The organism is Enterobacter sp. RHBSTW-00975 (assembly GCF_013615235.1).
Classification (GTDB): Bacteria; Pseudomonadota; Gammaproteobacteria; order Enterobacterales; family Enterobacteriaceae; genus Enterobacter; species Enterobacter ludwigii.
In genome coordinates, this window is the sequence record NZ_CP055883.1 from 1,555,079 (window position 1) to 1,568,508 (window position 13,430).

The window sequence follows — 13,430 nt, forward strand, 5'->3', positions numbered from 1 at the left end:
CAGGAAAACGCATGTCTTTACCGCAACTCTCGCTTTCAGCCGCACGTCATTTGCACCTTGCCGCACAGGGGCTGCTCAAAAAGCCCCGCCGCCGCGCGCAGCCCGCCGATATTCTCTCTACCGTTCAGCGCATGTCGCTCCTTCAAATTGACACCATTAATATCGTGGCCCGTAGCCCTTACCTTGTGCTGTTTAGTCGACTGGGGAATTATCCTCCTCAATGGCTGGATGACGCGCTCAGTAAGGGGGACTTAATGGAGTACTGGGCGCACGAGGCCTGTTTCCTGCCGCGCAGCGATTTTGCCCTGGTTCGCCATCGCATGCTGGCCCCCGAAAAGATGGGCTGGAAATACCGCCAGGAATGGATGCAGGAGCACGCGACTGAAATAGCACAGCTTATCGAGCATATTCAGCAAAACGGCCCTGTACGTTCCGCCGATTTTGAACATCCGAGAAAAGGGACCAGCGGCTGGTGGGAGTGGAAGCCGCACAAACGCCACCTTGAAGGACTGTTTACGTCCGGCAAAGTCATGGTGATTGAACGGCGTAATTTTCAGCGCGTGTATGACCTGACGCACCGCGTGATGCCCCACTGGGACGATGAGCGTGACTTACTCACCCAGGAGGCAGCGGAAGCTATCATGCTGGAGAACAGCGCCCGCAGTCTGGGCATTTTCCGGCAGCAGTGGCTGGCGGATTACTATCGCCTTCGCCAGCCGGCCCTGAAACCGCTGCTGGAAATGTGGCAGCGTGAACATCGTGTTATCCCCGTCACGGTAGAAACCCTCGGGGACATGTGGCTGCATTCGGATCTCCTCCCGCTCTTACCCCAGGCTCTGGACAGTAAGCTTCAGGCAACCCACAGCGCGGTGTTATCGCCTTTCGATCCGGTCGTGTGGGACAGAAAACGGGCCGAACAGCTGTTTAATTTCAGCTATCGGCTTGAGTGTTACACCCCCGCGCCAAAGCGTCAGTACGGCTACTTTGTGTTGCCTCTGCTGCACAAAGGGCAACTGGTCGGTCGAATGGACGCCAAAATGCACCGCAAAACCGGCACGCTGGAGATTATCGCTCTCTATCTTGAAGAGGGGATCAAGACCACAGCGGCGCTGGAAAAAGGATTAACCTCCGCCATTAGCGAATTCGCATGCTGGCAGGGGGCCCACGACGTGGCGCTGGGTCGGGTGCCTGACGGGTTGTTTAGCACCTGTCGACGTGGCTGGGAAACAGACACTCCCTGAAAAAGGAATGTGTTAAGCTTTAGCGATTACCCATACGGAGGAACTATGGATCACCGTTTACTTGAAATTATTGCCTGTCCGGTGTGCAACGGCAAACTTTATTACAGCCAGGACAAACAAGAGCTGATTTGCAAGCTGGACAGTCTGGCATTCCCGCTGCGCGACGGTATTCCGGTATTGCTGGAAAACGAAGCCCGCTCCCTGGTGGCAGAAGAGAGCAAACCATGAGTTTTGTTGTCATTATTCCTGCGCGTTATGCATCAACCCGTCTGCCGGGTAAACCGCTGGTGGATATCAACGGCAAACCGATGATTGTGCATGTCCTTGAACGTGCGCGTGAGTCCGGTGCTGAGCGCGTTATCGTGGCAACCGACCATCCGGACGTTGCCCGTGCGGTTGAGGCGGCTGGCGGAGAAGTGTGCATGACCCGCGCCGATCACCAGTCCGGCACAGAGCGCCTGGCAGAAGTGGTTGAGAAATGCGGTTTTAGTGATGATACGGTCATCGTTAACGTACAGGGCGACGAGCCGATGATCCCGGCGGTCATTATTCGCCAGGTGGCGGAAAACCTGGCGCAGCGCCAGGTCGGTATGGCTACACTCGCGGTTCCTGTGCTCCACGCTGAAGAGGCGTTTAATCCGAACGCGGTGAAAGTGGTGATGGATGCCGAGGGCTATGCGCTCTACTTCTCTCGCGCCACTATTCCCTGGGATCGTGATCGTTTTGCGGTTTCAAAAGAGACCATTGGTGATTCATTCCTGCGTCATCTGGGGATCTACGGCTACCGCGCTGGCTTTATTCGTCGTTATGTCACCTGGGCACCCAGCCCGCTGGAGCATATCGAAATGCTGGAGCAGCTCCGCGTGCTCTGGTACGGGGAAAAAATCCACGTTGCCGTTGCGCAGGAAGTGCCAGGTACGGGTGTTGACACCCCGGAAGATCTTGAGCGCGTCCGCGCCGAATTGCGTTAATAGCGCCCGCATCCCTCCTTACGGGGGGATGTTCTCTCCCGGTTATTTTCCCTTTCTTTTCCATAATTGATCTCTGTCGGGTGACATCTTCTGTCCGCGCGCTCATTATAAAAGCAGTAGTCTTAATGGGGGTAATCTCATATGGAACAGCTGCGTGCTGAACTGAGCCATCTGCTGGGTGAGAAGTTAAGCAGGGTTGAGTGTGTGAACGAAAAAGCAGATACCGCACTCTGGTCGTTATATGACAGCCAGGGAAACCCAATGCCGCTGATGGCCCGAAGTTTTACCTCGCCGGGCGTTGCCAGGCAGTTGGCCTGGAAAATGTCGATGCTTGCGCGACAAGGGACCGTCCGCATGCCGACGGTGTATGGCGTGATGACGCATGAAGAACACCCCGGCCCCGATGTCCTGCTGATTGAGCGGTTACGTGGCGTGCCTGTGGAAGCGCCTGCTCGTTCACCGGAACGCTGGGAACAGCTGAAAGATCAGATTGTCGAGGCGCTACTGGGCTGGCACAGACAAGACAGCGGTGGGCTCGTCGGGCCGGTAGACAGCACCCAGGAAAACCTGTGGCCACTGTGGTACCGCCAGCGGGTCGAAGTGTTGTGGGGCACCCTTAACCAGTTTAATAACACCGGTTTGACCATGCAGGACAAACGTATTTTGTTCCGCACCCGGGAGTGTTTGCCCGCGCTGTTTGACGGCTTTAACGACAACTGCGTGCTAGTTCACGGCAATTTTACCCTGCGCAGCATGCTGAAAGACCCTCGCAGCGACCAGCTTCTGGCAATGGTAGGGCCGGGAATCATGCTCTGGGCACCGCGCGAGTACGAGTTGTTCAGGCTCAGCGACAGCGGGGCCGCAGAGGGGTTACTCTGGCATTATCTCCAGCGCGCGCCGGTTGCAGAAGCGTTTCTCTGGCGCCGCTGGCTCTATCTGCTCTGGGATGAAGTGGCGCAACTGGTCAATACTGGCCGTTTTAATCGCGCCAACTTCGATCTCGCCACGAAATCACTCCTGCCCTGGCTCGCCTGACGCGCCTTTTAGCCATTGCCAGAGGCGTCCAAGTGTTTCGTAACCGACACGATCGCTGTGCATCAGCCATACCGGGGACGGGATCGCCCGTTCCCACGGGTTAAGCGGCGCGTCGATGGCCATCTGGTTAGCCGGCGCGGGGAGGGGATGCAGGCCAACTCTTTCGAAGAAAATCATCGCCCGCGGCAGGTGCGAGGCGGACGTAACCAGCAGGAACGGGGCATCGCCAATCGCCTGCTTCACGGCGGCAGCTTCTTCTTCGGTGTCTTTTGGGCTGTCCAGCGTGATGATAGCGGAACGCGGTACACCTAGCGATTCAGCCACTCTGGCTCCGGCTTCGGCCGTGCTGACCGGGTTTGTTTTTGCCGCCGCACCGGTAAAGATCATTTTCGATCCCGGATTCGCCAGCCACAGGCGAATACCTTCGTTCAGTCGAGGCAGGCTGTTGTTAATCAGGTTTGAACTGGGGGCCCAGTTCGGATCCCAGGTGTACCCCCCACCCAGCACCACGATATACTTCACCTTCTGATGACCCTGCCATGTCGGGTACCTGTTTTCGACAGGGCGTAACAGGCTATCCGCAACCGGCTGCAGACTCAGCAGCAGCAGAACCAGCCAGCCGACGGTAATAAGCGTTTTGCCACTTTTCTGAAAGCGACTAAACCACACCAGCGCCAGCCCCAGCGCAATGATGATAAGCAGCAGTGGAAGGGGAAGCATCATCCCCCCAATGTATTTCTTCAGGGTAAAAAGCATCCTTTTTGGTTCCTTTTTTAACCATATAGCAGGTGATTACTCGTGATATTACACCAGAGAGGTTCATTCTCCGCGCGGGTGTGACAAAATAGCGGTTTTGCAGTTAGCGAGTGGAACTCTCCCAATGCGGGATCGCAATTTTGATGACATCGCGGAAAAGTTTTCGCGCAACATTTATGGCACCACGAAAGGGCAGTTGCGTCAGACGATCCTCTGGCAGGATCTGGACAACATCCTGGCCTCGTTTGAGGGGCAAACGTTGCGCGTGCTGGACGCTGGCGGCGGTGAAGGGCAGACGGCTATCAAAATGGCCCAGCGCGGTCATCACGTAACGCTTTGCGATCTTTCTGCTGAGATGATCGCGCGTGCGACGCGTGCCGCAGAAGAGAAAGGTGTGAGCGACAACATGCATTTTATACAATGCGCCGCTCAGGACATCGCACAGCATTTGGAAACCCAGGTTGATCTGATATTGTTTCATGCAGTGCTGGAGTGGGTTGCCGATCCGCAAAGCGTGTTACGCACCCTGTGGTCGATGTTGCGCCCGGGCGGTACGCTGTCACTGATGTTCTACAATGCTAACGGCTTCCTGATGCACAACATGGTTGCGGGTAACTTCGACTATGTTCAGGTCGGGATGCCAAAAAAGAAAAAACGCACGCTTTCCCCGGATTATCCGCGCGATCCGCAGCAGGTGTATGGCTGGCTGGAAGAGATTGGCTGGCAGATAACCGGGAAAACGGGCGTCAGGGTGTTTCATGATTATCTGCGTGAAAAACACAAACAGCGTGACTGTTTTGACACCTTAACAGAATTAGAAACGCGGTATTGCCGTCAGGAACCTTTTGTCAGTCTTGGCCGCTATATTCACGTCACCGCGCACAAGCCGCAGATGCAAGGATAACCTATGAGTGAATTTTCCCAGACAGTCCCCGAACTGGTTGCCTGGGCCAGGAAAAACGATTTCTCCATCTCGCTGCCGGTAGACAGACTCTCCTTCCTGCTGGCGGTTGCCACGCTGAACGGCGAACGGCTGGATGGCGAAATGAGCGAGGGTGAACTGGTGGATGCGTTCCGCCATGTCAGTGATGCGTTTGAGCAAACCAGCGAAACCATTAGCGTGCGTGCCAACAACGCAATCAACGATATGGTGCGTCAACGTCTGCTGAACCGCTTTACCAGCGAGCAGGCGGAAGGAAACGCCATCTATCGTCTGACGCCACTGGGTATCGGCATCACCGATTACTACATCCGCCAGCGTGAATTTTCCACGCTGCGTCTTTCCATGCAGCTCTCGATTGTGGCGGGTGAACTTAAGCGCGCCGCCGATGCAGCGGATGAAAACGGTGACGAATTCCACTGGCACCGTAACGTCTATGCGCCGCTGAAATATTCGGTGGCAGAGATTTTCGACAGCATCGATCTGACCCAGCGTCTGATGGATGAACAGCAGCAACAGGTAAAAGACGATATCGCGCAGTTGCTGAATAAAGACTGGCGTGCGGCCATCTCCAGCTGTGAAATGTTGCTGTCGGAAACCTCGGGTACGCTGCGTGAACTGCAGGATACGCTGGAAGCCGCAGGGGATAAGCTTCAGGCGAACCTGCTGCGCATCCAGGATGCGACCATGGCCCATGACGATCTGCATTTTATTGACCGTCTGGTGTTCGATCTGCAGAGCAAACTCGATCGTATTATTAGCTGGGGTCAGCAGTCGATTGACCTGTGGATCGGTTATGACCGTCACGTGCATAAATTTATCCGTACCGCGATCGATATGGATAAAAACCGCGTCTTTGCTCAGCGTCTGCGCCAGTCGGTACAGACCTATTTCGATGCGCCATGGGCGCTGACTTACGCCAGTGCCGATCGTCTGCTGGATATGCGCGACGAAGAGATGGCCCTGCGCGATGAAGAAGTGACCGGTGAACTGCCACCGGATCTGGAATATGAAGAGTTCAACGAAATTCGTGAGCAACTTGCGGCGATGATCGAAGAACAGCTCGCTGTCTACAAAACCAGACAAGTGCCGCTGGATCTTGGGCTCGTGGTGCGCGACTATCTGGCGCAATATCCTCGCGCGCGCCACTTCGACATCGCCCGCATCGTGGTAGACCAGGCCGTGCGTCTGGGCGTCGCGCAAGCAGATTTCACCGGGCTGCCGCCGAAGTGGCAGCCGATTAACGATTACGGAGCCAAGGTACAGGCGCATGTCATTGACAAATATTGAACAAGTGATGCCAGTTAAGCTGGCACAGGCGCTGGCGAATCCGTTGTTTCCGGCGCTGGACAGCCAACTGCGTGCCGGTCGTCACATTGGCTTAGACGAGCTGGACAATCACGCCTTTTTGATGGACTTCCAGGAGTACCTGGAAGAGTTTTACGCCCGCTATAACGTGGAGCTTATCCGCGCACCGGAAGGGTTTTTCTACCTGCGTCCACGTTCCACAACCCTGATTCCGCGTTCCGTGCTCTCTGAGCTGGATATGATGGTCGGCAAAATTCTTTGCTACCTCTATCTCAGCCCGGAGCGTCTGGCAAATGAAGGCATCTTCACCCAGCAGGAGCTTTACGACGAGCTGCTGGCGCTGGCGGATGAGAGCAAGCTGCTTAAGCTGGTGAACAACCGCTCCACCGGCTCGGATCTTGACCGCCAGAAATTGCAGGAAAAAGTTCGCTCTTCCCTTAACCGTCTGCGTCGTCTGGGCATGGTCTGGTTTATGGGCCATGACAGCAGCAAATTCCGCATCACGGAATCTGTCTTCCGCTTCGGCGCCGATGTGCGTGCGGGCGACGATGCGCGTGAAGCGCAGCTTCGCATGATCCGCGACGGTGAAGCGATGCCGGTGGAAAACCATTTGCAGCTCGATGATGAGCATGAAGAGAATCTGCCGGATAGCGGGGAGGAAGAGTAATGATTGAACGCGGTAAATTTCGCTCACTAACGCTGATTAACTGGAACGGCTTCTTTGCCCGGACGTTCGATCTGGATGAGCTGGTTACGACGCTCTCCGGTGGTAACGGTGCGGGTAAATCCACCACCATGGCGGCGTTTGTTACGGCACTGATCCCCGATCTGACGCTGCTCCATTTCCGTAACACCACCGAAGCGGGGGCGACCAGCGGCTCTCGCGATAAAGGCCTGCATGGTAAGCTCAAAGCAGGCGTCTGTTATTCGGTTCTGGACGTGATTAACTCCCGACATCAGCGTGTGGTGGTGGGGGTACGTCTGCAGCAGGTCGCAGGCCGTGACCGTAAAGTGGACATTAAACCGTTTGCCATCCAGGGTCTACCAACCTCCATGCAGCCCACAGCGCTGCTGACGGAAACCCTGAATGAGCGCCAGGCGCGCGTGCTGACGCTGCAGGAGCTGAAAGATAAGCTCGAAGCCATCGAAGGCGTGCAGTTCAAGCAGTTCAACTCCATTACGGATTACCACTCCCTGATGTTCGATCTGGGCGTTGTGGCGCGTCGTCTGCGCAGCGCGTCTGACCGTAGCAAATACTACCGTTTGATCGAAGCATCGCTGTACGGTGGTATCTCCAGCGCCATTACCCGCTCCCTGCGCGACTACCTGTTGCCGGAAAACAGCGGCGTGCGTAAGGCCTTCCAGGATATGGAAGCCGCGCTGCGTGAAAACCGCATGACGCTCGAAGCCATTCGCGTGACGCAGTCTGACCGTGACCTGTTTAAGCACCTGATTAGCGAGGCCACCAACTACGTGGCGGCGGACTATATGCGTCACGCCAATGAACGTCGTGTCCATCTCGATCAGGCGTTAGAGTACCGCCGCGAGCTATTTACCTCCCGTAAACAGCTGGTGGCTGAGCAGTATAAGCACGTCGAAATGGCGCGTGAACTGGGCGAGCACAACGGCGCCGAAGGCGATCTGGAAGCCGATTACCAGGCTGCCAGCGATCACCTGAACCTGGTGCAGACCGCCCTGCGTCAGCAGGAGAAGATCGAGCGCTATGAAGCGGATCTCGATGAGCTGCAAATTCGTCTCGAAGAGCAAAATGAAGTGGTGGCGGAAGCTGCCGGCATGCAGGAAGAGAACGAAGCACGTGCCGAGGCCGCCGAGCTGGAAGTGGATGAGCTGAAAAATCAGCTGGCCGATTACCAGCAGGCGCTGGACGTGCAGCAGACGCGTGCAATTCAGTATACCCAGGCACTTCAGGCGTTACAGCGTGCAAAAGAGCTGTGTCATCTGCCTGACCTCACCCCGGAAAGCGCTGACCAGTGGCTGGATACCTTCCAGGCCAAAGAGCAGGAAGCGACCGAGAAACTGCTCTCGCTTGAACAGAAGATGAGCGTCGCGCAAACGGCGCACAGTCAGTTTGAGCAAGCGTACCAGCTGGTTGTGGCAATTAACGGACCGCTTGCGCGTAACGAAGCGTGGGAAGTTGCCCGTGAACTGCTGCGCGACGGTGTGAACCAGCGCCATCTGGCCGAGCAGGTTCAGCCGCTGCGTATGCGCCTGAACGAACTGGAACAGCGTCTTCGCGAACAGCAGGAAGCCGAGCGTATGCTGGCGGAGTTCTGTAAGCGCCAGGGCAAAAATTACGATTTCGACGATCTTGAAGCTCTGCATCGGGAGCTCGAAGCGCGTATTGCTGCGCTTTCCGATTCCGTATCCAACGCCAGTGAACAGCGCATGACGCTGCGCCAGGAGATGGAGCAGCTGCAGTCCCGTTCTAAGGTGCTGCTGCAGCGTGCACCAGTCTGGCTGGCTGCCCAAAGCAGCCTGAACCAGCTCAGTGAACAGTGCGGCGAACAGTTTGAGTCCAGCCAGGACGTGACCGAATATCTGCAACAGCTGCTGGAGCGCGAGCGCGAGGCGATTGTTGAGCGCGATGAAGTCGGCGCCCGTAAACGCGAGATCGATGAAGAGATTGAGCGTTTAAGCCAGCCTGGTGGTTCGGAAGATTCGCGTCTGAACGCCCTGGCTGAACGTTTTGGCGGCGTGCTGTTGTCCGAAATCTATGACGATGTCGGTCTGGACGATGCGCCGTACTTCTCAGCCCTGTATGGCCCATCACGTAACGCGATTGTGGTCCCGGATCTGTCGCTGATTGCTGACCAGCTGGCAGGGCTGGAAGATTGCCCGGAAGACCTCTATTTAATCGAAGGGGACCCGCAGTCGTTCGATGACAGCGTATTCAGCGTCGATGAGCTGGAAAAAGCGGTTGTCGTCAAAATCGCCGATCGTCAGTGGCGTTATTCTCGCTTCCCTGAGCTTCCGCTGTTTGGTCGCGCAGCGCGTGAAAACCGGATTGAAAGTCTGCACGCCGAGCGTGAGACGCTGTCTGAACGTTTTGCGACCCTGTCGTTTGACGTGCAGAAAACCCAGCGTCTTCATCAGGCGTTCAGCCGCTTTATCGGCAGCCATCTGGGCGTGGCGTTTGAAGCTGACCCGGAAGCCGAAATTCGCAAGCTCAACACCCGTCGTGGCGAGCTTGAGCGTGCGATCTCAAACCATGAAAATGACAACCAGCAAAGCCGCGTTCAGTTCGAACAGGCGAAAGAGGGCGTTGCGGCCCTTAACCGCATCCTGCCTCGCCTGAATCTGCTGGCAGATGACACGCTGGCTGACCGCGTGGATGAGATTCAGGAACGTCTGGATGAAGCTCAGGAAGCGGCACGTTTTGTTCAGCAGTACGGTAATCAGCTGGCGAAGCTCGAACCAATGGTCTCCGTGTTGCAGAGCGATCCGGAGCAGTTCGAGCAGTTAAAAGAAGATTACGCCTGGTCGCAGCAGGTGCAGCGCGAAGCGCGCCAGCAGGCGTTTGCCCTGACGGAAGTGGTGCAGCGCCGGGCTCACTTCGGCTACTCCGATTCCGCGGAGATGCTGAGCGGTAACAGCGATCTCAATGAGAAGCTGCGTCAGCGCCTTGAACAGGCTGAAGCGGAACGTACTCGCGCCCGTGACGCGATGCGTAGCCACTCGGCACAGCTGAACCAGTACAATCAGGTCCTGGCCTCGCTGAAAAGCTCCTTCGACACCAAGAAAGAGCTGTTAAACGATCTTCAGAAAGAGTTACAGGACATTGGCGTCCGTGCTGACAGCGGAGCAGAAGAGCGGGCGCGTATCCGTCGTGATGAACTGCATGCGCAGCTCAGTAATAACCGCGCACGTCGTAATCAGCTGGAAAAAGCGCTGACCTTCTGTGAAGCGGAAATGGATAACCTGACTCGTCGCCTGCGCAAGCTGGAGCGTGATTATCACGAAATGCGTGAGCAGGTCGTGACCGCGAAGGCGGGCTGGTGCGCCGTCATGCGGATGGTGAAAGACAATAACGTTGAACGCCGTCTGCATCGTCGCGAGCTGGCCTATCTCTCTGCGGATGAACTGCGCTCTATGTCGGATAAGGCGCTGGGTGCCTTGCGTCTGGCGGTGGCGGATAACGAACACCTGCGCGATGTGCTGCGTATGTCCGAAGATCCGAAACGCCCTGAGCGTAAGATCCAGTTCTTCGTGGCCGTTTATCAGCACCTGCGTGAGCGTATTCGTCAGGACATCATTCGTACCGACGATCCGGTCGAAGCCATTGAGCAGATGGAAATCGAACTGGGCCGCCTGACGGAAGAGTTGACCTCCCGCGAGCAGAAGCTGGCTATCAGTTCCCGCAGCGTGGCGAATATCATCCGTAAAACCATCCAGCGCGAGCAGAACCGAATTCGCCAGCTGAACCAGGGCTTGCAGAGCGTATCGTTTGGTCAGGTGAACAGCGTGCGTCTGAATGTGAACGTGCGTGAAGCGCACTCGACGCTGCTGGAAGTGTTGTCTGAACAGCACGAACAGCATCAGGATCTGTTCAACAGCAACCGTCTGACCTTCTCCGAAGCGCTGGCGAAACTGTATCAGCGCCTAAATCCGCAGATTGACATGGGGCAACGCACGCCGCAAACCATTGGTGAAGAGCTCCTGGATTACCGTAACTACCTGGAAATGGAAGTGGAGGTTAACCGTGGTTCAGACGGCTGGCTCCGTGCGGAGTCCGGTGCACTCTCTACCGGTGAAGCTATCGGTACCGGGATGTCGATTCTGGTGATGGTGGTCCAGAGCTGGGAAGATGAAGCACGTCGTCTGCGCGGCAAAGATATCTCCCCATGTCGACTGCTGTTCCTGGATGAAGCGGCGCGTCTTGACGCCCGCTCAATTGCCACGCTGTTTGAACTCTGTGAGCGTCTTGATATGCAGCTCATTATCGCTGCGCCGGAGAACATCAGTCCTGAGAAAGGCACCACGTATAAACTGGTGCGTAAGGTATTCCAGAATACCGAACACGTTCACGTGGTCGGGTTACGCGGTTTTGCCCCACAGCCGCCAGAATCCTTACCGGAAACAACGGCAGACGCGTCCTGAGGCGTTTTCTAACCGTGAGCGGCGCACCAGCGCCGCTTTTTTTTTCGCTTAACTTGTGTTTAAGGCTGCGTTATCTTTAAACTTCTTTACATAAGGTAAGGCAACAGGTTTGCCGTCACCCTATAATAAAAGAAAGCCCCAACGTGATGGGCATGTCGTGAAAACAGGGGGCAAGGGATGTTGCTAAAGAAAAAATGTGGTCGTCAGCTGTCTGCGCTAAGTTTATGCCTGGCAGTGACGTTTGCTCCACTGTTAACCGCTCAGGCCGACGAGCCTGAAATTGTGCCGACTGACAGCACAGCAACGACTGGCACACAGCCAACGTCGCTGTCTCAACCGCTGGAGCAGTCTCCTGCGACGGCCATCATGGCCGGTATTAAGCCGTTGCCAGAAGGCATCGACGCGGAATCGCTTCGCCAGCAGCTGCTGTCTGGGCTGCCAGCAGGCTACACGCCTGTCTATACCAGCCAGCTCACGCTGCTCTATGCGGCGCGTGACATGAAACCCATGTGGGAAAACCGTGATGCGGTGCGCGCGTTCCAGCAACAGCTGGCAGAAGTCGCCATTGCAGGGTTCCAGCCGCAGTTCACAAAATGGGTTGAGCTCTTAACCGATCCTGCTGTCACCGGGCAGGCGCGGGACGTGGTGCTTTCCGATGCCATGATGGGGTATCTCCAGTTTGTGGCCGGTATTCCGGTCAATGGTAACCGTTGGTTGTACAGCGATAAGCCTTACAAGCTGGCGACTCCGGCACTGTCGGTAATTAACCAGTGGCAACTGGCGCTGGATAGTGGCGATCTGCCGCGCTTTATTGCGAGCCTCGCGCCGGCACATCCGCAATACGCGACCATGCATCAGTCGCTTCTGGAACTGGTCGGGGATTCACGTCCGTGGCCGCAGATGCGTGGTACCGCGACGCTGCGTCCTGGACAGTGGAGCAGCGATGTGCCTGCCCTGCGTGAGATCCTCAAACGCTCCGGTATTCTGGATAGCGGGCCTAAAATTGCCCTGCCGGGTGACGATGCGCAAAGCGTCGTTGTCAGCCCGTCAGCCCCGGTGAAAGAGAAAAAAGCCGCCGTTCTGAGTGATAAGCCCGCGGCCTACGATCGGGAGCTGGTTGCAGCGGTTAAGCAGTTTCAGGCTGCTCAGGGGCTGGGTGCTGATGGCGTGATTGGCCAGTCAACGCGCGACTGGCTGAACGTCTCACCTGCGCAGCGGGCAGGGGTGCTGGCGCTCAATATCCAGCGTTTACGCTTGCTGCCAGGGACCCTCTCTACCGGCATCATGGTGAATATTCCGGCGTATTCGCTGGTCTATTACCAGAACGGCAGTGAAGTGCTGGCGTCACGCGTGATTGTGGGACGTCCCGATCGCAAAACGCCGATGATGAGCAGTGCGCTGAACAACGTGGTGGTTAACCCGCCGTGGAACGTACCGCCGACGCTGGCGCGTAAAGACATTCTGCCCAAGGTCTGGAACGATCCGGGTTACCTGGAACGCCATGGCTATACGGTGATGCGCGGCTGGAACAGCAAAGAGGCGATAGACCCCTATATGGTCGACTGGTCAACCATTACCGCGTCTAATCTGCCATTCCGGTTCCAGCAGGCACCCGGTGCACATAACTCGCTCGGACGCTACAAGTTCAATATGCCGAGTTCAGATGCTATCTATCTGCACGATACGCCGAACCACAATCTGTTCCAGAAAGATACCCGCGCGCTGAGTTCAGGCTGTGTGCGTGTCAATAAAGCCTCGGAGCTGGCTAATATGCTGTTGCAGGATGCAGGCTGGAACGATACGCGCATCTCTGACGCCCTGAAGCAGGGGGATACGCGTTACGTTAATATTCGCCATAATATTCCGGTCAATCTTTATTATCTGACGGCGTTTGTGGGTGAGGACGGGCGGACGCAGTATCGTACAGATATTTACAATTATGATCTCACGGCGCGATCCGGCGCACAAATTTTGCCAAAAGCTGAACAATTAATCAGGTAAATGAAGCAGTTCGGGAAAATAGGTTGTCGTAAGTAATGGTGAATACGGGGCTATATGGCT

General features: G+C 56.2%; 10 protein-coding genes. 9 read left to right on the plus strand and 1 reads right to left on the minus strand.

Annotated features, from left to right (window positions below):
- Positions 1–11: 11 nt before the first annotated feature.
- The 4 genes from HV340_RS07435 to HV340_RS07450 all read left to right on the plus strand — a co-directional run bounded on the left by HV340_RS07435 (position 12) and on the right by HV340_RS07450 (position 3,247).
- Positions 12–1,241: a winged helix-turn-helix domain-containing protein gene (locus tag HV340_RS07435; protein ID WP_181216407.1), complete on the plus strand. Its 1,230-nt coding sequence runs from the start codon at positions 12–14 to the stop codon at positions 1,239–1,241.
- A 45-nt stretch (positions 1,242–1,286) separates the two neighbouring features.
- On the plus strand, positions 1,287–1,469 hold the full coding sequence (gene ycaR / locus HV340_RS07440; protein ID WP_006174474.1) for a protein YcaR: 183 nt from the start codon (positions 1,287–1,289) through the stop codon (positions 1,467–1,469).
- On the plus strand, positions 1,466–2,212 hold the full coding sequence (gene kdsB / locus HV340_RS07445; RefSeq protein WP_014169394.1) for a 3-deoxy-manno-octulosonate cytidylyltransferase: 747 nt from the start codon (positions 1,466–1,468) through the stop codon (positions 2,210–2,212). Before ycaR ends, kdsB begins: the two co-directional genes overlap by 4 nt.
- A 141-nt stretch (positions 2,213–2,353) precedes the next feature.
- Positions 2,354–3,247 carry a YcbJ family phosphotransferase gene (locus HV340_RS07450; RefSeq protein WP_014169395.1) on the plus strand — a complete coding sequence of 298 codons (894 nt, stop codon included), beginning with the start codon at positions 2,354–2,356 and terminating at the stop codon, positions 3,245–3,247.
- Here HV340_RS07450 and elyC read toward each other — a convergent pair.
- The gene (elyC, locus tag HV340_RS07455; protein ID WP_059306074.1) at positions 3,224–4,003 is read right to left on the minus strand and encodes an envelope biogenesis factor ElyC; all 780 of its coding nucleotides are present in this window, start codon (positions 4,001–4,003) and stop codon (positions 3,224–3,226) included. The genes HV340_RS07450 and elyC overlap by 24 nt on opposite strands.
- Positions 4,004–4,127: 124 nt before the next feature.
- Here elyC and cmoM point away from each other — a divergent pair, with 124 nt between their 5' ends.
- The 5 genes from cmoM (at position 4,128) to ldtD (ending at position 13,370) form a co-directional block, all read left to right on the plus strand.
- Positions 4,128–4,907, plus strand: coding sequence for a tRNA uridine 5-oxyacetic acid(34) methyltransferase CmoM (gene cmoM / locus HV340_RS07460; RefSeq protein ID WP_032677804.1), 780 nt, complete (start codon positions 4,128–4,130; stop codon positions 4,905–4,907).
- Between the two features lie 3 nt (positions 4,908–4,910).
- On the plus strand, positions 4,911–6,233 hold the full coding sequence (gene mukF / locus HV340_RS07465) for a chromosome partition protein MukF (protein ID WP_014169399.1): 1,323 nt from the start codon (positions 4,911–4,913) through the stop codon (positions 6,231–6,233).
- Entirely contained in the window at positions 6,214–6,918 is a 705-nt protein-coding gene (gene mukE / locus HV340_RS07470; protein WP_014169400.1) for a chromosome partition protein MukE, read from the plus strand. The genes mukF and mukE overlap by 20 nt, the downstream gene beginning before the upstream one ends.
- Positions 6,918–11,369, plus strand: coding sequence for a chromosome partition protein MukB (gene mukB / locus HV340_RS07475; RefSeq protein WP_126547673.1), 4,452 nt, complete (start codon positions 6,918–6,920; stop codon positions 11,367–11,369). The genes mukE and mukB overlap by 1 nt, the downstream gene beginning before the upstream one ends.
- A gap of 177 nt (positions 11,370–11,546) precedes the next feature.
- Positions 11,547–13,370, plus strand: coding sequence for a L,D-transpeptidase (ldtD, locus tag HV340_RS07480; RefSeq protein ID WP_014169402.1), 1,824 nt, complete (start codon positions 11,547–11,549; stop codon positions 13,368–13,370).
- Positions 13,371–13,430 lie beyond the last annotated feature (60 nt).

Bases quoted from the DNA above. Each gene is read 5' to 3' on its own strand.
- HV340_RS07435 (WP_181216407.1), top strand. From the start codon at position 12: ATGTCTTTACCGCAACTCTCGCTTTCAGCCGCACGTCATTTGCACCTT.
- ycaR (WP_006174474.1), top strand. From the start codon at position 1,287: ATGGATCACCGTTTACTTGAAATTATTGCCTGTCCGGTGTGCAACGGC.
- kdsB (WP_014169394.1), top strand. From the start codon at position 1,466: ATGAGTTTTGTTGTCATTATTCCTGCGCGTTATGCATCAACCCGTCTG.
- HV340_RS07450 (WP_014169395.1), top strand. From the start codon at position 2,354: ATGGAACAGCTGCGTGCTGAACTGAGCCATCTGCTGGGTGAGAAGTTA.
- elyC (WP_059306074.1), bottom strand. From the start codon at position 4,003: ATGCTTTTTACCCTGAAGAAATACATTGGGGGGATGATGCTTCCCCTT.
- cmoM (WP_032677804.1), top strand. From the start codon at position 4,128: ATGCGGGATCGCAATTTTGATGACATCGCGGAAAAGTTTTCGCGCAAC.
- mukF (WP_014169399.1), top strand. From the start codon at position 4,911: ATGAGTGAATTTTCCCAGACAGTCCCCGAACTGGTTGCCTGGGCCAGG.
- mukE (WP_014169400.1), top strand. From the start codon at position 6,214: ATGTCATTGACAAATATTGAACAAGTGATGCCAGTTAAGCTGGCACAG.
- mukB (WP_126547673.1), top strand. From the start codon at position 6,918: ATGATTGAACGCGGTAAATTTCGCTCACTAACGCTGATTAACTGGAAC.
- ldtD (WP_014169402.1), top strand. From the start codon at position 11,547: ATGTTGCTAAAGAAAAAATGTGGTCGTCAGCTGTCTGCGCTAAGTTTA.